21 protein-coding genes are annotated in these 20,713 nt (G+C 68.9%); 1 reads left to right on the plus strand and 20 read right to left on the minus strand.

Annotated features, from left to right (window positions below):
- Nucleotide 1 precedes the first annotated feature (1 nt).
- From nuoN to Aph01nite_RS03600, 19 genes are all read right to left on the minus strand, one after another.
- The gene (nuoN, locus tag Aph01nite_RS03510) at nucleotides 2–1,546 is read right to left on the minus strand and encodes an NADH-quinone oxidoreductase subunit NuoN (RefSeq protein ID WP_204039253.1); all 1,545 of its coding nucleotides are present in this window, start codon (nucleotides 1,544–1,546) and stop codon (nucleotides 2–4) included.
- Entirely contained in the window at nucleotides 1,543–3,042 is a 1,500-nt protein-coding gene (locus Aph01nite_RS03515) for an NADH-quinone oxidoreductase subunit M (protein ID WP_204039254.1), read from the minus strand. Before Aph01nite_RS03515 ends, nuoN begins: the two co-directional genes overlap by 4 nt.
- Complete coding sequence (gene nuoL / locus Aph01nite_RS03520) at nucleotides 3,042–4,886, minus strand: NADH-quinone oxidoreductase subunit L (protein WP_204039362.1); 1,845 nt, start codon at nucleotides 4,884–4,886, stop codon at nucleotides 3,042–3,044. Before nuoL ends, Aph01nite_RS03515 begins: the two co-directional genes overlap by 1 nt.
- A gap of 66 nt (nucleotides 4,887–4,952) precedes the next feature.
- Complete coding sequence (nuoK, locus tag Aph01nite_RS03525; RefSeq protein WP_204039255.1) at nucleotides 4,953–5,249, minus strand: NADH-quinone oxidoreductase subunit NuoK; 297 nt, start codon at nucleotides 5,247–5,249, stop codon at nucleotides 4,953–4,955.
- Nucleotides 5,246–5,998, minus strand: coding sequence for an NADH-quinone oxidoreductase subunit J (locus Aph01nite_RS03530; RefSeq protein ID WP_204039256.1), 753 nt, complete (start codon nucleotides 5,996–5,998; stop codon nucleotides 5,246–5,248). The genes nuoK and Aph01nite_RS03530 overlap by 4 nt, the downstream gene beginning before the upstream one ends.
- Nucleotides 5,991–6,506 (minus strand): NADH-quinone oxidoreductase subunit NuoI, encoded by a 516-nt coding sequence (gene nuoI / locus Aph01nite_RS03535; protein WP_204039257.1) that lies wholly within the window; start codon nucleotides 6,504–6,506, stop codon nucleotides 5,991–5,993. Before nuoI ends, Aph01nite_RS03530 begins: the two co-directional genes overlap by 8 nt.
- Complete coding sequence (gene nuoH / locus Aph01nite_RS03540; RefSeq protein ID WP_204039258.1) at nucleotides 6,499–7,860, minus strand: NADH-quinone oxidoreductase subunit NuoH; 1,362 nt, start codon at nucleotides 7,858–7,860, stop codon at nucleotides 6,499–6,501. The genes nuoI and nuoH overlap by 8 nt, the downstream gene beginning before the upstream one ends.
- Complete coding sequence (locus Aph01nite_RS03545) at nucleotides 7,857–10,223, minus strand: NADH-quinone oxidoreductase subunit G (RefSeq protein ID WP_239161386.1); 2,367 nt, start codon at nucleotides 10,221–10,223, stop codon at nucleotides 7,857–7,859. Before Aph01nite_RS03545 ends, nuoH begins: the two co-directional genes overlap by 4 nt.
- A 38-nt stretch (nucleotides 10,224–10,261) precedes the next feature.
- Nucleotides 10,262–11,548 (minus strand): NADH-quinone oxidoreductase subunit NuoF, encoded by a 1,287-nt coding sequence (gene nuoF / locus Aph01nite_RS03550; protein WP_204039260.1) that lies wholly within the window; start codon nucleotides 11,546–11,548, stop codon nucleotides 10,262–10,264.
- Nucleotides 11,545–12,198, minus strand: a complete 654-nt coding sequence (nuoE, locus tag Aph01nite_RS03555) for an NADH-quinone oxidoreductase subunit NuoE (RefSeq protein ID WP_204039261.1) — start codon at nucleotides 12,196–12,198, stop codon at nucleotides 11,545–11,547. Before nuoE ends, nuoF begins: the two co-directional genes overlap by 4 nt.
- Nucleotides 12,195–13,520: an NADH-quinone oxidoreductase subunit D gene (locus tag Aph01nite_RS03560; protein ID WP_204039262.1), complete on the minus strand. Its 1,326-nt coding sequence runs from the start codon at nucleotides 13,518–13,520 to the stop codon at nucleotides 12,195–12,197. The genes nuoE and Aph01nite_RS03560 overlap by 4 nt, the downstream gene beginning before the upstream one ends.
- Nucleotides 13,517–14,170 (minus strand): NADH-quinone oxidoreductase subunit C, encoded by a 654-nt coding sequence (locus Aph01nite_RS03565; RefSeq protein ID WP_204039263.1) that lies wholly within the window; start codon nucleotides 14,168–14,170, stop codon nucleotides 13,517–13,519. Before Aph01nite_RS03565 ends, Aph01nite_RS03560 begins: the two co-directional genes overlap by 4 nt.
- Nucleotides 14,167–14,718: a NuoB/complex I 20 kDa subunit family protein gene (locus tag Aph01nite_RS03570; RefSeq protein WP_204039264.1), complete on the minus strand. Its 552-nt coding sequence runs from the start codon at nucleotides 14,716–14,718 to the stop codon at nucleotides 14,167–14,169. Before Aph01nite_RS03570 ends, Aph01nite_RS03565 begins: the two co-directional genes overlap by 4 nt.
- A gap of 6 nt (nucleotides 14,719–14,724) precedes the next feature.
- Complete coding sequence (locus Aph01nite_RS03575; RefSeq protein WP_204039265.1) at nucleotides 14,725–15,084, minus strand: NADH-quinone oxidoreductase subunit A; 360 nt, start codon at nucleotides 15,082–15,084, stop codon at nucleotides 14,725–14,727.
- A 52-nt stretch (nucleotides 15,085–15,136) separates the two neighbouring features.
- Nucleotides 15,137–16,405 (minus strand): geranylgeranyl reductase family protein, encoded by a 1,269-nt coding sequence (locus tag Aph01nite_RS03580; protein ID WP_204039266.1) that lies wholly within the window; start codon nucleotides 16,403–16,405, stop codon nucleotides 15,137–15,139.
- A gap of 208 nt (nucleotides 16,406–16,613) precedes the next feature.
- Nucleotides 16,614–16,796: a DUF397 domain-containing protein gene (locus tag Aph01nite_RS03585; protein WP_204039267.1), complete on the minus strand. Its 183-nt coding sequence runs from the start codon at nucleotides 16,794–16,796 to the stop codon at nucleotides 16,614–16,616.
- A gap of 101 nt (nucleotides 16,797–16,897) precedes the next feature.
- The gene (locus Aph01nite_RS03590; protein WP_204039268.1) at nucleotides 16,898–17,137 is read right to left on the minus strand and encodes a DUF397 domain-containing protein; all 240 of its coding nucleotides are present in this window, start codon (nucleotides 17,135–17,137) and stop codon (nucleotides 16,898–16,900) included.
- A 109-nt stretch (nucleotides 17,138–17,246) separates the two neighbouring features.
- Entirely contained in the window at nucleotides 17,247–18,110 is an 864-nt protein-coding gene (locus Aph01nite_RS03595) for a helix-turn-helix domain-containing protein (protein WP_204039269.1), read from the minus strand.
- Between the two features lie 334 nt (nucleotides 18,111–18,444).
- Nucleotides 18,445–19,161, minus strand: a complete 717-nt coding sequence (locus Aph01nite_RS03600; RefSeq protein ID WP_204039270.1) for a demethylmenaquinone methyltransferase — start codon at nucleotides 19,159–19,161, stop codon at nucleotides 18,445–18,447.
- Nucleotides 19,162–19,255: 94 nt separating this feature from the next.
- On the opposite strand from Aph01nite_RS03600, the gene Aph01nite_RS03605 reads away from it, so the two are divergent.
- Complete coding sequence (locus Aph01nite_RS03605) at nucleotides 19,256–20,485, plus strand: WD40 repeat domain-containing protein (protein ID WP_239161371.1); 1,230 nt, start codon at nucleotides 19,256–19,258, stop codon at nucleotides 20,483–20,485.
- On the opposite strand, the gene Aph01nite_RS03610 is transcribed toward Aph01nite_RS03605, so the two are convergent.
- Nucleotides 20,482–20,688 (minus strand): DUF4229 domain-containing protein, encoded by a 207-nt coding sequence (locus Aph01nite_RS03610; protein ID WP_204039271.1) that lies wholly within the window; start codon nucleotides 20,686–20,688, stop codon nucleotides 20,482–20,484. The two genes, Aph01nite_RS03605 and Aph01nite_RS03610, sit on opposite strands and share 4 nt — an antisense overlap.
- Between the last annotated feature and the right edge of the window lie 25 nt (nucleotides 20,689–20,713).

Consider the following 20,713-nt stretch of genomic DNA (forward strand, 5'->3'; position numbering starts at 1 on the left):
CCTAACGGACGAACAACGAGCCCGCAGCCGACTGTGCCAGGTCGAGGACAGGCTGCGGGAAGACCCCCAGCACTACCGTAGCCAACGCGGCGAAGCCGACGACGCCCGCGGTCCCCCACGAGGGCAGGACGACCGTGGGGCCGTCGGGGGCGGGGTCGCTGAAGAACATCAGGACGATGACGCGGACGTAGAAGAACGCGGCGATGGCCGAGGAGACCACGCCGACCACCACGAGCGGCAGCGCGCCGCCGGCGATGGCCGCCTGAAACACCGCGTACTTGCCGAAGAAGCCGCTGGTGAGCGGGATTCCGGCGAACGCCAGCAGGAAGAACGCGAACACGCCGGCCAGCTTGGGCGAGCGCTTGCCGAGCCCGGCCCAGCGGGACAGGTGCCAGGCCTCGCCGCCCGCGTCCCTGACCATGGTGACGACGGCGAACGCGCCCACCGAGGTGATGCCGTAGACGGCCAGGTAGAACAGGATCGAGCTGAGCGCGATCGAGTTCTGCTTGGCGTCGCCGATGGCGACCACGCCGACCAGCAGGAAGCCGGCGTGCGCGATCGAAGAGTAGGCGAGCATGCGCTTGATGTCGGTCTGGGTGATGGCCAGGATCGCGCCGACGACCATCGTGAGGATGGCCACCGCCCACATGATGGGGCTCCAGTCCCAGTCCAGGTTGCCCAGAGCGATCCAGAACACCCGCAGCAGCGCCCCGAAGGCGGCGACCAGGGTGCCGGAGGCCATCAGGGCGGTGACCGGCGTGGGCGCGCCCTGGTAGACGTCGGGCTTCCACGCCTGGAAGGGCGCCGCGCCGATCTTGAACAGCAGGCCGACGCCGAGCAGTGCGGCTCCGGTGTACAGCAGGGCGTCCTGGCCGCCGACCGCCCCGAGCGCGGTGTCGATCTTGGCGAGGTCGACCGAGCCGGCGAAGCCGTACAGCAGGGCGGTGCCGTACAGGAAGAAGGCGGAGGAGAAGGCGCCGAGCAGGAAGTACTTCATCGCCGACTCCTGGGACAGGAGGCGGCGACGGCGGGCCAGGCCGCAGAGCAGGTACAGCGGGAGGGACATGACCTCCAGGGCCACGAACATGATGAGCAGGTCGTTCGAGGCCGGGAAGAGGAGCATGCCGCCGATGGCGAACAGGGCCAGCGGGTAGACCTCGGTGTGCACGTTGCCCTCGATGAGGGCGCGCTCCTCCTCGGCCGAGCCGGGCACGGCCGAGGCGGCGGGGACGAAGTGGTCCTCGTCGTTGATGAGCAGCAGCGTGACGAAGGCCAGGACCAGGATGATGCCCCAGATGAACAGGGTGGGGCCGTCCACGGCGACCGCGCCCATGGCCGACGGCTCGGTCGGCACGCCCTTGATCGTCTGCACGATGACGAGCGCGAACGCGCCCGCCAGGGAGAGCAGGGTGAGCGGGATGTGCATCGCCCGGCGCAGGTAGCGCGGGGCGAACGCCTCCACCAGCACGCCCAGGATGGCCGCGCCGAAGACGATCAGCAGCGGCGCGAGCTGGAGGTACTCGATGGTGGGAGCCGTGATGTTCACTGGCCCTCCTTAGCGACGGCCGGGGCCGGGTGGGTCACCGAGACGTTGGTGAGCGTCTCCTTGACCGACGGGTTGATGACGTCGAGCAGCGGCTTCGGGAAGAGCCCGAGCACGATGATGAGCACGAGCAGCGGGGCCACCACCCAGCGTTCCCTGATGTTCAGGTCCGGCATGCTCCGCACCGACTCGGCGGTGGGGCCGTTCATGGTCCGCTGGTACATCCACAGGATGTAGAGGGCGGCCAGCACCACACCCGTGGCCGCGATCACGGCCGGTACGGCGTACCGCTCGTAGGTCCCCAGCAGCACCATGAACTCGCTGACGAACGAGTTGAGACCGGGCAGCGAGAGCCCGGAGAGCCCGGCCACCAGGAACGCGCCCGCCAGGACCGGCGCGACCTTCTGCACCCCGCCGTAGTCCTCGATGAAGTGCGACCCGCGCCGGTAGATCAGGAACCCGGCGATGAGGAACAGCGCCCCGGTGGAGAAGCCGTGGTTGACCATGTAGAGGGTCGCCCCGGAGGCCCCGTTCGAGGTCATCGCGAAGACGCCCATCGCGATGAAGCCGAAGTGCGAGATCGACGTGTACGCGATGAGCCGCTTGATGTCGGTCTGCCCGATGGCCACGATCGCCCCGTACACGATCCCGATGACCGACAGCGCGATGACGACCGGGGTCGCCCACTTGCTGGCCTCGGGGAAGAGTTCGAGGCAGAAGCGCAGCATGCCGTACGTGCCGACCTTGTCCAGCACGCCGACCAGCAGCACGGCCGCGCCGGCGGGAGCCTGGGCGGCGGCGTCCGGCAGCCAGGTGTGGAACGGCCAGAGCGGAGCCTTGATCGCGAACGCGATGAAGAAGCCCAGGAACAGCCACTTCTGCGTGGTCGGGTCCTTGATCGCGCCGATCAGCTCGGGGAACATGAACGTGCCCTTGCCGGCGATCACGTACAGCGCGATGACCGCGACCAGCATGAGCAGGCCGCCGAAGAGCGAGTACAGCAGGAACTTGACCGCCGCGTACGACCGCTGCGCCCCGCCGTACGACCCGATCATGAAGTACATCGGGATCAGCATGGCTTCGAAGAACACGTAGAAGAGGAAGATGTCGGTCGCCGCGAAGACGCCGATCATCATCGCTTCCAGCACCAGCAGCAGCGAGAAGTACGTCCGCACCGACCGCTTGCCCGCCTCGGCGTCATGCCAGGAGGCCAGCACCACGATCGGCACCAGGACGGCCGACAGCAGGATCAGCACCAGCGCGACCCCGTCCACGGCGACCCCGTAGTGCACGCCGAAGGCGGGGATCCAGTCGTAGGTCTCCACGAACTGGAAGCGGTCGCCGTTCGGGCTGAACTGCACGGTCATGACGACGGTGAGCGCCAGCACGACCAGGGACACCGCGAGGGTGGCCTGCTTGGCGAGGCGGTCGTCCTTGACGAACGCCACGCCCAGCGCGCCCAGCACGGACACGCCCATCAGTATCGAGAGCCAGGGCATCACAAGGTCCCTACGACGAACCAGGCACCGGCCAGGATGGCGGCGCCGACGAAAATTGACAGCGCGTACGAGCGGACGTAGCCGGTCTGGATGCGCCGCAGCCGTCCCGAGGTCCCGCCGATGGTCGCCGCCAGGCCGTTCACCAGGCCGTCCACGCCGCGGTTGTCGAACCAGACGGCGAGCCGGGTCAGCCACTGGCCGGGGCGCATGAACAGCGCCTCGTTGAGGGCGTCGCCGTACAGGTCGCGGCGGGCGAAGGTGGTGAGGAACGAGCCGCGCGGAGCGACGACGGGCACTTCCTGGCGACCGTACTTGAGCCAGGCGTAGCCGGCGCCGGCCGCGACGAGCGCGAGCGTGGCCAGGCCGACCGGGCTGACCACGTGGAAGGCGGGCAGCTCCTCGGGCAGGCCGACGGCCGGGCCGAGGAACACCATGAGCCGGTTGCTCAGCACCAGGTACGCGCCGAGCACCGCGGACCCGGCGGCCAGCACGATCAGCGGCCAGGTCATGACGGCCGGGGACTCGTGCGGGTGCACGTCCTTGTCCCAGCGGCGCTCCCCGAAGAAGGTCATGAAGACCACCCGGGACATGTAGAAGCCGGTGATGCCCGCGCCGGCCACGGCCAGCCAGCCGAGGATCGCGTTGTGCTCCATCGCGGTCTCGATGATGCCGTCCTTGGTGAAGTAACCGGACAGCAGCGGGAAGCCGATGATCGCCAGGTAGCCGACCAGGAAGGTGATGAAGGTGACCGGCATGAGCGTGCGGAGGCCGCCGTACCTGCGCATGTCCACCTGGTCGTTCATGCCGTGCATGACCGAGCCGGCGCCGAGGAACAGGTTGGCCTTGAAGAAGCCGTGCGTGATGAGGTGCGCGATGGCGAAGGCGTACCCGACCGGGCCGAGGCCGGCGGCGAGCATCATGTAGCCGATCTGCGACATCGTGGACCCGGCGAGGGCCTTCTTGATGTCGTCCTTGGCGGTACCGATGATGGCGCCGGCGAGCAGCGTGGCCACGCCCACGATGGTGACGACCAGCGAGGCTGTGCCGTCGCCGGGGAAGAACGCCGCGCCGGAGCGCACCACCAGGTAGACGCCGGCGGTGACCATGGTGGCCGCGTGGATGAGGGCCGAGACCGGGGTCGGGCCCTCCATCGCGTCCAGCAACCAGGACTGCAGCGGCAGCTGGGCCGACTTGCCGCAGGCGCCGAGCAGGAGCAGCAGCCCGATCGCGGTGAGCGTGCCCTGGGAGGCCTCACCCGCCTTCGGGAACACCTCGCCGAAGGCGACCGAGCCGAACGTGGTGAAGACGATGAAGATCGCGATGAGCAGGCCGAAGTCGCCGACCCGGTTCACCACGAAGGCCTTCTTGGCCGCGGTGGCCGCGCTCGGCTTGAACTGCCAGAAGCCGATCAGCAGGTACGACGCCAGGCCGACGCCCTCCCAGCCGATGAACAGCGCGACGTAGTTGTCGGCCAGCACCAGCAGCAGCATGGCCGCCACGAACAGGTTCAGGTACGCGAAGAACCTGCGCCGGTCCGTGTCGTGCGACATGTAGCCGATCGAGTAGATGTGGATCAGCGACCCGACCCCGGTGATCAGCAACGCGAACGAGATCGACAGCGGGTCGATCAGGAGGCCCAGGTCGGCGACGCCGGGGATGAACGCGTACAGCGGCACGCTCACCCGGCGCTCGGCCGGCGCGAACCCCAGCATCTGGAAGAACACCAGCGCCGCCACCACGAACGACGCCAGCGCCATCAGCACGCCGAGGAAGTGGCCCCATTTGTCGGTACGGCGACCGCCCAGCAGCAGCACCGCGGCCCCGAGCAGGGGCAGCGCGATCATGAGCCAGCTGACCCCGATCACACCGCCCGGGTTCGAGAGGATCTCAGCGGGTTCCACGGTCACCTCTTAGTACTTCAGCAGGCTGGCGTCGTCGACGGACGCGGACCTGCGGGTTCGGAAGATGGTCACGATGATGGCCAGCCCCACGACGACCTCGGCCGCGGCCACGATCATCACGAAGAAGGCGATGACCTGGCCCTCGATGTTCCCGTGCTGCCGAGCGAAGGCGACGAACGCCAGGTTGCAGGCGTTCAGCATGAGCTCCACGCACATGAAGACCACGATGGCGTTGCGCCGCACCAGCACGCCGATGCCGCCGATCGCGAACAGCAGCGCGCTGAGGATCAGGTAATGGGTGGTCACTTGGAGGTCTCCCCTTCCGTGATCTCAGCGACGGGGGCCTCGGGGGCCTCGGTCTCGGTGTGCCGCGCCAGGTGGCGGTTGACCGAGAGCTTCGAGACGGACCCGTCGGGGAGCAGCGCGGGCATGTCCACGGCGTTGTGCCGGGCGTACGTGCCGGGCCCGGGCAGCGGAGCCGGGTTGGCGCCGGTCTCGGCGAACGCCTTGAACCGGGCCCTGGACAGGTCCTTCTGGGTCGTTTTGGCCTCGGCGCGCTCCCGGTGCGCGAGCACCATCGCCCCCAGCGCGGCCGTGATCAGCAGCGCCGAGGTGACTTCGAACGCGAAGACGTACCGGGTGAAGATGGCCTGGGCCAGGCTGGGCACGTTGCCGGTCTCGTTGATCGCGCCCATGCCCGTGGCCGCCGTGAAGGCGACGTTGCCGAAGCCCAGCGCCAGCAGGGCCGCGAAGCCGAGCCCGGCCACGAACGCCCAGAAGCGCTGGCCGCGCAGGGTCTCCACCAGCGAGTCCGAGGAGTCCACGCCGACCAGCATCAGCACGAACAGGAAGAGCATCATGACCGCGCCGGTGTAGACGATGATCTGCACCGCCGCCAGGAACGGCGCGTCCTGCACCGCGTAGAGCACCGCCAGCGAGAGCATCACCACGCCGAGCATCAGCGCGGAGTAGACCGCCTTGCGGCTGAAGACGAGCCCGAGCGCGGCGGCGACGGACACCACCGCCAGCACCCAGAACGTGACCGTCTCACCCATTGTCGCGTCCCAACCGGTAGTAGTCCTCTTCGGTCTCCCCGAGGCGCATCTGATGCGGCGGCTGCTCCATGCCGGCCGTCAGCGGGGCGAGCAGCATCTCCTTGGTGTAGATGAGCGACTCGCGCGTGCTGTCGGCCAGCTCGTACTCGTTGGTCATCGTGAGCGCCCGGGTCGGGCACGCCTCGATGCACAGGCCGCACAGGATGCACCGCAGGTAGTTGATCTGGTAGGTCCGGCCGTACCGCTCCCCCGGCGAGTAGCGTTCCTCGTCGGTGTTGTCGGCGCCCTCCACGAAGATCGCGTCCGCCGGGCACGCCCAGGCGCACAGCTCGCAGCCGACGCACTTCTCCAGACCGTCCGGCCAGCGGTTGAGCTGGTGCCGCCCGTGGAAGCGGGGCGCCGTGGGGCGCTTCTCCTCCGGGTAGTTGACCGTGATCGGCTTCTTGAAGATGTGATGGAAGGTGACGCCGAATCCCTTGACCGGGTTCAGCCATTCGAACTTAGGCACTGGGGACCTCCTTGCGGGTAGTAGCCCCGTGGTAGTGCGGAAGATCCAGGGCCGGCACCGGGAACCCGCCGGCGGAGGGCCGGTCGCGGAGCTCGTCGAACTCCTCCTCGACCTGGGCGGCCCGCTGCTCACGGCGGCGCTGGAGCACGGTGTCGAACCGGAAGTACACGGCCAGCGCGCCGACCACGACGATCGCCATGAGCACGATGACCAGCGGGCTGTTGTCCACCCGCAGCGCGCGGAAGCTGGCGACCATGAGGATCCAGGCCAGGTTCAGCGGGATGAGGACCTTCCAGCCGAAGTGCATCAGCTGGTCGTAGCGGACCCGGGGCAGCGAGGCGCGCACCCAGACGAAGAAGCAGAACAGCAGCACCAGCTTGGCGAAGAACCAGAGCATCGGCCACCAGCCGACGTTGGCGCCGTCCCACAGCGAGATCGGCCAGGGGGCCCGCCAGCCGCCCAGGAAGAGCGTGGTCGCGACGCCGGAGACGACGAACACGTTCACGTACTCGGCGAGCATGAACATGGCGAACTTCAGCGACGAGGAGTACTCGGTGTGGAAGCCGCCGACCAGCTCGCCCTCGCCTTCCGGCAGGTCGAACGGGACCCGGTTGGTCTCGCCCAGCATGGTCAGCACGTAGATCAGGAAGGACGGGATCAGCAGCACCGCGTACCAGGAGGGCAGCGGGATCTCCGTGCCGCCCAGGTTGAAGGTGCCGCCGTCGGCCTGCTTGGCGACGATCTCCGAAGTGGACAGGGTGCCCGCGTAGAGGAAGACCGCCACGAAGGACAGGCCCATCGCGATCTCGTACGAGACCACCTGCGCGCTGGACCGCAGCCCGCCCAGGATCGCGTACGGCGAGCGCGACGCCCACCCGGCCAGCACGATGCCGTACACGCCGATCGAGGCCATCGCCAGGATGAGCAGCACGGCCACCGGCAGGTCGGTCAGCTGGAGCGGGGTCTTGACCCCGAACATGGACACGACCGGGCCGAACGGCATGACGGAGAAGGCCAGGAAGGCCGGCACCGCGATGATCACCGGGGCCAGGAAGTAGAGCAGCTTGTCGACCTTGCGGGGCATCAGGTCTTCCTTCAACCCCATCTTCAGGCCGTCGGCGACGGTCTGGAGCAGGCCGAACTTGCCCGCCCGGTTGGGGCCGTAGCGGTGCTGCATGCGCGAGATGAGCTTGCGCTCCGTCCACACGCCCATCAGCACGCCGAGCATCAGGAAGACGAAGATGAAGACGGCCTTGATGATGCTGATCCAGAGCGGATCATGGCCGAAGTCCGCCAGGGTGGGCCCGGGACTGGTCGGCCCCGGGTTCGTCACTGGGCTGGCAAGGAAGGTCATGGCCGCTCCTCAGGGCCGATGGCGGTGACGCCGACGATGGTGACGAGGTCGCCGGCCGCGGCCCGCAGGTCGCGGGTGGCCGAGACGCCGCCCGAGTTCGCGGGCACCCAGACCACCCGGTCCGGCAGGTCGGCGACGCGCAGCGGCAGCGTCACCCCGTTGACCGTGACCTTGTCGACGGCGCCCACTTCGTCCGCGGTGGCGGCGGACAGCAGCGCGACCGCCTCGCGGGCGGTGCCCGCCAGGTACGGCTCGCCGTCCTGCAGCCTGCCGTCGTCGAGCAGCAGCCGCCAGGTGGCCAGGACGGCCTGCCCGGCCTGCGCGACCTTGCCGGCGCCGCCGGTGACGATCGGCGCGGCCTGGCGGGAGCCCTTCCAGCCGCCGAGCCCGCCCAGCTCGCGGCGGACCGCCGCGACGTCGGGCAGGGCCAGGTGCACGTCCATGTGGTCGGCCAGCGCGACGATCGCGCGCAGGTCGCTCATGCCGCCGGGCACCGGCGTGGCGGCCTCGAAGGAGCGCCCGCGCCCCTCCCAGTCCACGAACGTGCCGGCCTTCTCGGCGACCGCGGACACCGGCAGCACCACGTCGGCGCGGTCGGTGACGGCGCTGGCCCGGATCTCCAGGCTGACGATGAACGGGGTGTTCTCCAGGGCCCGCAGGGCGAGCTCGGGGTCGAGCAGGTCGTAGGGGTCGACGCCCGCGACGACCAGCGCGTCCAGCTCCTCGTCCAGGGCCGCGCGCAGGATGCCCGCGGTGTCCCGGCCGGGGGTCTCGGGCAGCGCGGAGACGTTCCAGGCGCGGGCGACCTCGGCCCGCGCGTTGGCGTCGGCGACCGGACGGCCGATGGGCAGCAGGTTGGGCAGCGCGCCGGCTTCGAGCGCGCCGCGCTCACCCGCCCGGCGGGGCACCCAGGCGACCCTGGCGCTGGTCGAGCGGGCCAGCCGGAGCAGCGCCGACAGCGCGCCCCGGGTGCCGGCGAGCCGCTCGCCCACCAGGATGATCGCGCCCTCGGGGATCGTGCCGCCGCTGTTGGTCAGCTCGCCGATCACCTCGGCCTCTTCGCCCGGGACGGTCCTGATCAGGGTGCCGCCCATCTTGGCCAGGCCGGGCGTGGCGAAGGGGGCCAGCGCGTACACGCGCAGCCCCTTCTTCTGGTACGCCTTGCGGAGCCGCAGGAAGACGATCGGCGACTCCTCCTCCGGCTCGAACCCGGCGAGCAGCACGGCGGGCGCGCTCTCCAGGTCGGCGTAGGAGATCTCGATGCCCTTGCCGGCGACCGCGTGGGCCAGGAACTCGGCCTCCTCGGCGGAGTGCTGCCTGGCCCGGAAGTCGATGTCGTTGGTGCCGAGCGCGACCCGGGCGAACTTGCTGTAGGCGTACGCGTCCTCGACCGTGACCCGGCCGCCGACCAGCACGCCCGCGCGGCGACCGGCCAGACCGGCGGCGGCCACGGCCAGGGCCTCCGGCCAGGAGGCCGGCACGAGCACGCCCTCCTCGTTGCGGACCAGCGGGGAGCGCAGCCGGTCGGGCTGGGTGGCGTAGGCGAACGCCCACCGGCCCTTGTCGCAGTTCCACTCCTCGTTGACCTGCGGGTCGTCCCCGGCCAGGCGGCGGGTGACCTTGCCGCGGCGGTGGTCGGTGCGCAGCGAGCAGCCGGAGGCGCAGTGCTCGCACGCGCTGGGCGTGGAGACCAGGTCGAAGGGCCGCGACTGGAACCGGTAGGCGGCGCCGGTGAGCGCGCCCACCGGGCAGATCTGGATGGTGTTGCCGGAGAAGTAGGACTGGAACGGCTCGCCCTCGGCGACCGCGACCTGCTCCTTGGCGCCGCGCTCGAAGAACTCGATGAACGGGTCACCGGCGATCTGGTCGGAGAAGCGCAGGCAGCGCGCGCACTGCACGCAGCGCTCGCGGTCCAGCAGCACCTCGGTGGAGAGCGGGATCGGCTTGGGGAACGTGCGCTTCTGCTCCTGGAACCGGGACTCGCCCTGCCCGTTGGACATGGCCTGGTTCTGCAGCGGGCACTCGCCGCCCTTGTCGCAGACCGGGCAGTCCAGCGGGTGGTTGAGCAGCAGCATCTCCATCACGCCGCGCTGCGCCTTCTCGGCCACGGGCGAGGTGAGCTGGCTCTGCACGACCATGCCCTCGGCCACCTCGATGGCGCAGGAGGGCTGCGGCTTCGGGAAGCCCCGGCCGTTGCCGGCGTCGGGGATGTCCACCAGGCACTGGCGGCAGTTGGCCGCCGGGTCGAGCAGCGGGTGGTCGCAGAACCGGGGGATCTGGATCCCCAGCAGCTCGGCCGCCCGGATGATCATCGTGCCCTTGGGCACGCTGATCTGGAAGCCGTCGATGGTGAGGGTCACCATGTCCACGGCCGCCACGTCGGGCTGTGTTGCTTGAATGGTCACTTGGGCCCCCACACAGTGGACAGTGCGGGATCGAACGGACAGCCGCCGATCTCGAAGTGCTTCAGGTATTCGTCGCGGAAGTACTTGACCGACGAGTAGATCGGGCTGGTCGCGCCGTCGCCGAGCGCGCAGAACGAACGCCCGAGGATGTTGTCCGCGATGTCGGTGATGGTGGCGATGTCCTCTTCGCCGCCCTGGCCGGCCTCCAGCCGCTTGAGCACCTGCTTCAGCCAGTAGGTGCCCTCCCGGCAGGGCGTGCACTTGCCGCAGGACTCGTGCGCGTAGAACTCGGTCCAGCGCAGCGTGGCCCGCAGCACGCAGGTCGTCTCGTCGAAGATCTGCAGCGCCCGGGTGCCGAGCATGGAGCCCTTCGCGCCGACCGACTCGAAGTCGAGCGGCACGTCCAGGTGCTCCTCGGTGAAGATCGGCGTGGAGGAGCCGCCCGGGGTCCAGAACTTCAGCTGGTGGCCCTCGCGGATGCCGCCCGCCATGTCGAGCAGCTCCCGCAGCGTGATGCCGAGCGGAGCCTCGTACTGGCCGGGCCTGGTCACGTGGCCGCTCAGCGAGAAGATGCCGAAGCCCTTGGACTTCTCGGTGCCCATGCCGGCGAACCAGTCCGCGCCGTTGGCGACGATGGACGGCACCGAGGCGATGGACTCCACGTTGTTGATGACCGTCGGGGCCGCGTACAGGCCGGCCACCGCGGGGAACGGCGGCTTGAGGCGGGGCTGGCCGCGGAACCCTTCGAGCGAGTCCAGCAGCGCGGTCTCCTCGCCGCAGATGTACGCCCCCGCCCCGGAGTGCACCACGAGCTCCAGGTCGAACCCGGACCCCATGATCCCGTTGCCCAGGTAGCCCTTCTCGTACGCCTCCCGCACCGCCGCGTGCAGCCGCCGGACCACGTGCACGACCTCGCCGCGCACGTAGATGAACGCGTGGTTGGCCCGGATCGCGTACGCGGTGATGATGATGCCCTCGACCAGCGCGTGCGGGTTGGCCATCATGAGCGGGATGTCCTTGCAGGTCCCCGGCTCGGACTCGTCGGCGTTGACCACGAGGTAGTGCGGCTTGCCGTCACCCTGCGGGATGAAGCCCCACTTCATGCCGGTGGGGAAGCCCGCGCCGCCGCGGCCGCGCAGGCCGGAGTCCTTGACCGCCTGGATGATCGCGTCCGGCTCCATGCCCAGCGCCTTCTTGGCCGCCGAGTAGTCGCCGTACCCCTCCAGGGTGAAGGAGTTGGGCAGATCCCAGTTCTTGGTCAGGATGGGGGTGAGCGTGGTCACTTGGGAGCCTCCCAGCCGTTGGCCTTGGCGATCCGCAGGCCCTCCAGCGACGGGCCGGAGGCGGCCGGGCCGTCACCCGCGAGGTCGTCGGGGAGGCCGGCGAGGATGCGCGAGGCGTCCTTGAACGAGCACAGCTTCTTGGGGCCGCGGGTCGGCGAGACAGCCCTGCCGTCGCGCAGGTCGTCCACCAGCTGCTTGGCCGACTCGGGCGTCTGGTTGTCGAAGAACTCCCAGTTGACCATCATCACCGGCGCGAAGTCGCAGGCCGCGTTGCACTCGATGCGCTCCAGCGAGACCTTGCCGTCGGCCGTGGTCTCGTCGGCGCCGACGCCCACGTGCTCGGTGAGCTCCGACCAGATCTGGTCGCCGCCCATGACCGCGCAGAGCGTGTTGATGCAGACGCCGACGTGGTACTCGCCGGCCGGCTTGCGCTTGTACATGGTGTAGAAGGTCGAGACGCCGACCACCTCGGCCTTGGACAGGCCGAGGATCTCCGCGCAGAACTCGTGGCCGTCGTCGGAGACGTACCCGTCCTCGGACTGCACCAGGTGGAGCAGGGGCAGCAGCGCCGACCGCGTCTTGGGGTAGCGGCCGATGATCTCCTTGGCGTCCGTCTCCAGACGCTCGCGGACCTCTGGCGAGTAGGTCACCGGTCCACACCTCCCATAACGGGGTCGATCGAGGCGACCGCCGAGATCACGTCGGCGATCATTCCGCCTTCGCACATGGCGGGGACGGCCTGCAGGTTGGTGAAGGACGGGTCGCGGAAGTGCACGCGGTAGGGGCGGGTGCCGCCGTCGCTGACCACGTGCGCGCCGAGCTCGCCGCGGGGCGACTCGACGCTGGCGTAGACCTGGCCGGCCGGCACCCGGAAGCCCTCGGTCACCAGCTTGAAGTGGTGGATCAGGGCCTCCATCGAGCTGCTCATGATGTGCGCGATGTGGTTCGGCGAGTTGCCGAGGCCGTCGGGGCCGAGCGCGAGCTGCGAGGGCCAGCCGATCTTCTTGTCCTCGATCATCACCGGGCCGGACTTGAGCGGCCCGGACAGGCGCTCCAGGCACTGCTCGACGATCTTGAGGGACTCCTCCATCTCGGCGACCCTGACCAGGTAGCGGCCGTACACGTCGCAGGACTGCTCGGTGGGCACCTCGAAGTCGTAGGTCTCGTACCCGCAGTACGGCTGCGACTTGCGCAGGTCCCACGGCAGACCGGCGGCCCGGACCACCGGACCGGTGATGCCCAGCGCCATGCAGCCGGTCAGGTCCAGGTAGGCCACGTCCTTGGTGCGGCGCAGGTAGACCGGGTTGGCGTCGAGCAGCTTGCGCATGTCCTTGATGCGCTGCGGCATCACCTTGAGCAGCTCGCCGACCTTGTCCAGCGCCCCGGCGGGCAGGTCCACGCTGACCCCGCCGGGCCGGACGTAGGCCATGTTCATGCGCAGGCCGGTGATGTACTCCATCACGTCCAGCACCATCTCGCGCTCGCGCGCGCCGAACAGGAACGGCGTGGTCGCGCCGAGCTCCATGCCGAAGGTGCCGATGGCGACCATGTGCGAGGAGATCCGGGTGAGCTCCATCATCATCACGCGGATGACCTCGGCCCTGGCCGGGATCCGGTCGGTGATGCCGAGCAGCTTCTCCACGGCCAGGCAGTACGCGGTCTCGTTGAAGATCGGGGACAGGTAGTCCATGCGCGTGACGAACGTCACGCCCTGGGTCCAGGTCCTGAACTCCATGTTCTTCTCGATGCCGGTGTGCAGGTAGCCGATGACCGTACGGGCCTCGGTGACCGTCTCACCGTCCAGCGTCAGGACCAGGCGGAGCACGCCGTGCGTGGACGGGTGCTGCGGGCCCATGTTGATGACCAGCCGCTCCTCGTCGGACTCCAGGACGGTGTCCACGAGCTGGTCCCAGTCCTGACCGGCGACGTCGTAGACCTTGCCCTCGGCCGCCTCTGTGGCATGCGTTGTCACGCGTACGACCTCCTCTGGTCGGGCGCGGGGATCTCCGCGCCGCGGTACTCGACCGGGATGCCGCCGAGCGGGTAGTCCTTGCGCTGGGGGTGGCCGTCCCAGTCGTCGGGCATCTCGATGCGGGTCAGCGCGGGGTGCCCGTCGAAGATGATGCCGAAGAAGTCGTAGGTCTCGCGCTCGTGCCAGTCGTGCGTCGGGTAGACCGAGACCGTGGACGGGATGTGCCGGTCGGTGTCCGGCGCGGACACCTCGATCCTGACCCGGCGGTTGAAGGTGAGCGAGACCAGGTGGTAGACCGCCCGGAGCTCGGCGCCGGTCTCCTCAAGGTAGTGCACCCCGGAGACCCCGAGCGACAGCTCGAACCGCAGCGCCGGGTCGTCGCGCAGGCGCTGCATGGTCTCCACCAGGCGCTCCCTGGCCACGTGCAGGGTGAGCTCGCCGCGGTCCACCACGACCCGCTCCGCGGTGCCCTCCGGGAGGGCGTCCACGAGCTCGTCGAAGTAACCGCCGTACGGGCGGGGGGTGGACAGCTGCGGGGCGCGGCGGACGACCAGGCCGCCGTAGCCGGAGGTGTCGCCGGAGCCGGAGACGCCGAACATGCCGGTGCGGGCCACCGGTTCCTGGGGTACCTCGGGCAGGTTCTCGCTCATCGCTGCACCCCCTGGTCGATCAGCGGCAGCGAGCGCAGCGCCTGGAGTTCGAGCTCCTGGACCTGCTTCTCGCGGTGCGCGCCGAACTTCATGTTCTGGATCTTGTCGTGCAGCTTGACGATGGCGTCGATGAGCATCTCCGGCCGCGGCGGGCAGCCCGGCAGGTAGATGTCGACGGGGACCACGTGGTCCACGCCCTGCACGATGGCGTAGTTGTTGAACATGCCGCCGGTGGACGCGCAGACGCCCATCGAGATGACCCACTTGGGCTCGGCCATCTGGTCGTAGATCTGGCGCAGCACGGGGGCCATCTTCTGGGACAGCCGGCCGGCCACGATCATCAGGTCGGCCTGGCGCGGCGAGGCCGAGGCGCGCTCCATGCCGAACCTGGCCAGGTCGTGGGTCGGGCCGCCGGTCGACATCAGCTCGATGGCGCAGCAGGCCAGGCCGAAGGTCGCCGGCCACACGGAGCTCTTCCGCGCCCATCCGGCCACCTGCTCGACCGTGGTCAGCGCGAATCCGCTGGGGAGTTTCTCTTCAAGACCCATGGCTATCTAGTCCCAGTCCAGGCCGCGGCGGCGCCACACGTAGGCGTACGCCACGAGCACGGTGACGATGAACAGCACCATCTCGATCAGCCCGAAGACGCCGAGCTGGTCGAAGGCCACCGCCCACGGATAGAGGAAGATGATCTCAATGTCGAAGACGATGAAGAGCATCGCGGTGATCATGTACTTGAGCGGGAACCGACCGCCGCCGACCGGCTGCGGAGTGGGCTCGATGCCGCACTCGTAGGCGTCCAGCTTGGCGCGGTTCCACCGCTTGGGCCCGGTGAAGGGGGCGATGCTCACGGAGAAGACGGCGAATCCCGCCGCGAGGACCGCGAGCACCAGGATGGGCGCGTAGAGCTCCATCGCTAAGGCGTCCTCTCGGTGATAGAGATCATCAGTTTCAGTTTCACGATAGTCATGCCGGCGGAGTGACTTTGGACAGGGCGTTGATGATCCGGTCCGACGCGTCGCCGCGCCGGGGGTCGGTCAGGTTCGCGAGTAACTTCATGGCGAACCTCATCAGGACCGGGTGCGGCAGGGTGTGGCGGGTGATGAAACCCATCACGCCCGGCTTCCCGATCGCCTCGACGAACACCCGCCCGAGGTTGAAGTATCCGCCGTACGCGTCTTTGAGTATCGCCGGGTAGGCGCGCAGGGTGCGCTCCCGCTCGGCGGCGGTGGGCCTGCTCAGCGCCGTCACGATGGTGTCGGCGGCCATCCTGCCGCTCTCCATCGCGTACGCGATGCCCTCGCCGTTGAAGGGGTTGATCATGCCGCCGGAGTCGCCCACCAGGACCAGGCCGCGGGTGTAGTGCGGCTGCCGGTTGAAGGCCATCGGCAGGGCCGCGCCGCGGATCGGCGTGGTGCGGTTCTCCTCGGTGAAACCCCACTCCGCGGGCATGTGCCGGACCCAGCGGCGAACCAGGTCGCGGTAGTCGATGTTCTTGAAAGATTCACTTGTGTTGAGCAGCCCGAGGCCGACGTTGGCGGTGCCGTCGCCGACTCCGAAGATCCAGCCGTAGCCGGGCAGCAGCCGGTCGCCGTCCCAGAGTTCGAGCCAGATCTCCAGGAAGTCGTCGTCGTGGCGCGGGCTCGTGTAGTACGTCCTGACGGCCACGCCCATCGGCCGGTCCTCGCGCTTGTGCAGGCCCATGGCCAGGGACAGCCGGGTGGAGTTGCCGTCGGCGGCCACCACCACCCGGGACCGGTACACCTCGCCGTCCTGGGTGCGCACGCCGGTCAGGTAGCCGCTGCGCTCGTCCAGCACCGGACCGGCGACGTTGACGCCCTCCAGCAGGGTCGCGCCCGCCTTGACGGCGTGGTCGGCCAGGATCTGGTCGAAGTCGTGGCGGGTCCTGACCAGGCCGAAGTCGGGGTAGCTCTGCAGCTCGGGCCAGTCCAGCTCGAAGCTGCGGCCGCCGCCGACCACCCGCAGGCCCTTGTTCCTGACCCAGCCGGGAGCGCCGACGTCGACGCCCATGGCCAGCAGTTCCTTGACCGCGCGCGGGGTGAGCCCGTCCCCGCACACCTTCTCGCGCGGGAACCTGGTCTTCTCCAGCAACAGGACAGACAGGCCGGACTGCGCCAGATAGTACGCAGTCGTCGACCCGGCGGGGCCGGCGCCGACGACGATGACGTCGGCGTCCGCCGCCACCCGCTGTGTCGCGGGGTCTGACTCGCTCACGGGGGACCTGTCCTGTCCTAGGACGAAAGCCGGGACGGTTAGGGCCTTCGTGCCTTTGTGAACCTCTTCACAAACTTGTCGGCGGCAGTCTAGTGCGTCACGTTGCCGCTTTGTCAGGGGGTAGGTGGCTACTAGCCGGTAACCAGTGTAGCCGCCACGGTTTTCCGGACCGAACCGGCGGCCATGTCACCACGCCGAGGGCGTGACGTCAGACGGTATCCGTCTTGATCGCGGCGATGAAGTCCGCCCACACCTCGCGGGGGAAGTCCAGGACCACGGCGGTGGGATTCTTTGAATCGCGCATGCCGACGCGGTCGCCCATGCGCACCTCCACACATTCACCGCTGACACTGCTGAAGCTGCTCTTGACCCAGTCATGCGGCGACGGCATGAACGTTCTCCAATTATGAAGACGCCCGTGACCCGAGGGACAGGGGCGTCGGTTGGTACGACGGGATACCCATGATCCCCCATTTCAGGGGGTTCTGTCAGTCACTCCTGGTAATCCTGCTCGGAGCGTTCCCAATTCGCCAGGTCAAATTCACCGGCGCGTACCCCGCCGAGGAATGCCGTCCACTCGCCGGGCGTGAAGATCAGGGGCGTGCGGGAGGGGTGCTTGGAATCGCGGACCGCGACCGTGTCGCCGACGACCGCGACCTCCACGCATTCCCCGTTCACACCGCTGAAGGTGCTCCTACGCCAATCGATCCGCTTGCCACTGGCAGCCGCCATTGCCGCATCCTTTGCCCGGAAACCTGGTTGGGTATACCCGGGTTCTTGGGCGCAGAAATACGGCACGGCTTTACAAAGCACCCTTACAGCGCACTACTGGCACAAGTGCCTACAACTCAGCGCGAGAGGCGATGAGCGCCATGGACTCCGCCTCGCTCAGGGAGGCGTCCCTGAGATGGTCGAGCAGCAGCCGGAACCGGTACGTGGTGGCCTCGTCCTCCTGGAACATGCCGCCGGCCACGTTCTCCAGGTAGACCACGTCGTCGTAGAGCGGTCCGAACCCGTTGACCTCGGGGAACTTCAGGATGACGAAGCTGTCGGAGTCGATCGGGTGCGGGCCGTCCAGGGCCAGCACGCGGACCGAGACGTTGGGCAGTTCGGCCAGCGCGTACAGGTGCCTGAGCTGGTCGCGCATGACCTGCTCGGAGCCGAAGCGGCGCAGCAGGGCCGACTCGTCCACCACCGCGCTGACCCGCAGCCGCTGCTCGGAGACGAGCGCCTGGCGGCGGACCCTGACCTGGGTGCGCCGCTCGACCTCGCCGGGCGAGAGCCGCGTGAAGGTCTCGGTGCTGTTCAGCGCGCGGGCGTACTCGACGGTCTGGAGCAGGCCGGGGATGCCGCGGGACTGCCAGGTCAGCATCTCCTCGGCGGCGCTCTCCAGGCCGACGTACGTCACGTACGACTCGGGCAGCGTGTCCGCGTAGGCGTCCCACCAGCCCTTGCTCTCGGCCCTGGCGGCCAGGCCCAGCAGGAACTGGCTCGTGGAGGAGCCGATCCGGTAGTGCGTGAGCAGCGTGCGCACGTCACGCTCGCGCGGCAGGATCTGCCCGTTCTCCAGTCGGCTGATCTTGGACGTCGACCACTTGAGCTGGTCGGCGACCTGCACGCCGCTGAGCCCCACCGCCTCGCGTAACCGGCGCAGTTCCACGGCGAGCCTACGCCGACAGACAGTCGGGCTGAGTTCCGGCGCCACCGACCATCTCCCTCCAGCAAACCCACCCATAATACGGGTAAATATCCCAGCTTAACCTGGCTTTCAAGGCCGAAACCGGTACCCTTGCGCATCCCGAATATGTTCCCCCCGGGAATTGCAGCGTCAATTGCCGATCCTTCGGATCGGCGGGCTTGGCCGCTCTTTAGCCGGTGTCTTCCCTCGTCACTCCGGGCCGCTTCGCGACCCTGCGTTCCTCAGTCCAGACACCGGCGCGGCCAAGCCGGAACATACGACTTATGGCGCGGAGGTTGCCGAGTCAGATCGGATTGATATAGGGCACGGCAAGCCGCAACCGGCTTTCGGCGGGGGTATTTCAGGCGGCTTTCACGGCGCGGTGTAGGGCCACGATGCCGAGGCTGAGGTTGCGCCAGGCCACGCGGCGCCAGCCTGCGGTCTGGATGACCTGCGCCAACTCGGCCTGGTCGTACCAGTCGCGGATGGACTCCGCCAGGTACTCGTAGGAGTCGGGGTTGGAGCTGACCGCGCGGGCCACCTGCGGGAGCAGGCGCATCAGGTACTGCGTGTAGATCACGTCGAAGGTCTTCACGGTCGGGCGGGAGAACTCGCAGATCACCAGGCGCCCGCCGGGGCGGGTCACGCGCAGCAGTTCGGTCAGCGCCTGGTCCGTGTCGGCCACGTTACGGAGGCCGAAGGAGATCGTGACCGCGTCGAAGACGCCGTCCGCGAACGGCAGCCGCAGCGCGTCGCCGGCCACGAAGGTGAGCCCGCCGCCCGACAGGCCGGAGCCGCCGTGCTTGGCGACGCCCGTGCGGAGCATGCCGAGCGAGAAGTCGCAGGCGATGGCGCGCGCGCCGAGCGTGGTGAACGCGTCGGTGGAGGTCCCGGTGCCGGCCGCCAGGTCCAGCACCAGCTCGCCGGGGCCCGCGTCCACGGCGCGTGCGGTGGCCCTGCGCCACAGCCGGTCCTGGCCCATCGACAGCACGTCGTTGACCAGGTCGTAGCGGCGTGCGGTGCGATCGAACATGGCCGCGACCTCGTGCGGCTGCTTGTCGAGGGATGCGCGCGTCATGGCACGAGCATATTCCTCCGGATCAGCCCCCCGAGCCCGGGGAAGTAGCGGAACGTGAAACGACCATTACATTGCGTGTGCTAGGACTTGGGGAATGCGTGCCAGAAATTTGATCGCGACATTCCTTTCGGCGGCGATGGCCGTCCCGGCCGGGCCGGCCCAGGCCGGCGTCCGGCAGTCCCGGGTGGTGTCGGCCAACCCCGTGAGCCACACCCCGCACGTGCTGGACGGGATCGTCAACGCCCTGGCCCTGGTCGGGCGGACGGTGGTGGTCGGCGGCCAGTTCAGCACGGTCAGGAACGCCGGCGGCCGGACCGAGCTGACGCGGCAGAACCTGTTCGCCTTCGACCTGGTCACCGGCCGGATCGACACCGGATTCCGGCCCCGGACGGACGGCCCGGTCTTCGCCCTCGCGGCCGGCCCCGACGGGACCGTCTACGCCGGCGGCGCCTTCACCCGCGGCCTGGTCCGGCTGCACCTGCGCGACGGCTCCCCCGTGCGCTCCTTCACCGCCGCCAGCTACGGCGGCGAGGTCTCCAGCCTGGTGCGGCGCGGCCGCCACCTCTACGTCGGCGGCGCCTTCACCCAGATCGCCCGCGCCACCAGAACCGCCCTCGCCCGGCTGGACGCACGTACTGGCGCGGTGGACCCCGCGTTCACCGTGACCCCCGGCGGCGGCGCCACAGGTGAGACAAAAGTCACGTCCATGGCCGTCAGCCGCGACCGCCTGGTCCTGGACGGCTCCTTCACCACCCTCGACGGCCTCCCCCGGCCGCAACTCGGCGTGATCGATCTGACCACCGGCAAGGTGGCCGACTGGCACACCGACGCGTACGCCGCGGAGTGCCTGGCGGTCTTCCCGTCCTATGTCCGTGGATTGGATCTCTCCCCGGACGGCTCCTATTTCGTGGTCGTCACCACCGGCGGACCGGCTCCGCGTACGCGCAAGCTGTGCGACACCGCGGCGCGCTTCGAAACGTACGCGAAAGGGAACAAGATTCGTCCGACCTGGGTGAATCACACCGGCGGCGACTCGCTGTATTCCGTGGCCGTCACCGGCGCGGCCGTCTATGTCGGCGGGCATCAGCGCTGGCTGGACAACCCGTACGGGTCTGACACCGCGGGTAAGGGCGCCGTGCCCAGGGAAGGCATCGGCGCCATCCATCCGATCACCGGGAAGGCGCTCGACTGGAATCCGACTCGGGCTCGGGGAATCGGGGTGAAAGCGTTTCTCCCGGTAAAGAAAGGTCTTTTGGTGGGAAGCGACACGACGCGGCTCGGACGTGAGTACCATGCCCGCATCGGAATGTTCCCGATGCCCTAGCCCTCGGGCAGCCGGCGTCGCTCACTGATCCGCGTACTGACCTCGTCACGTTGCTTTGACAGCAGAACGTAACTGGCCAGCCCGCTGACCAAGAACGCCACGGCCAGCAGCGCGTAAGTGCGTAGGCCGAGCAGATAGAGCACGCCCAAGGCAACGGCGAACAAGCCCAGGCGGGAGAGGGTGTAAACGATAACCGCGCGCACAGCGTCGAGGTTACGTCACTCTCAC

This window comes from Acrocarpospora phusangensis, from assembly GCF_016862995.1.
Classification (GTDB): domain Bacteria; phylum Actinomycetota; class Actinomycetes; order Streptosporangiales; family Streptosporangiaceae; genus Acrocarpospora; species Acrocarpospora phusangensis.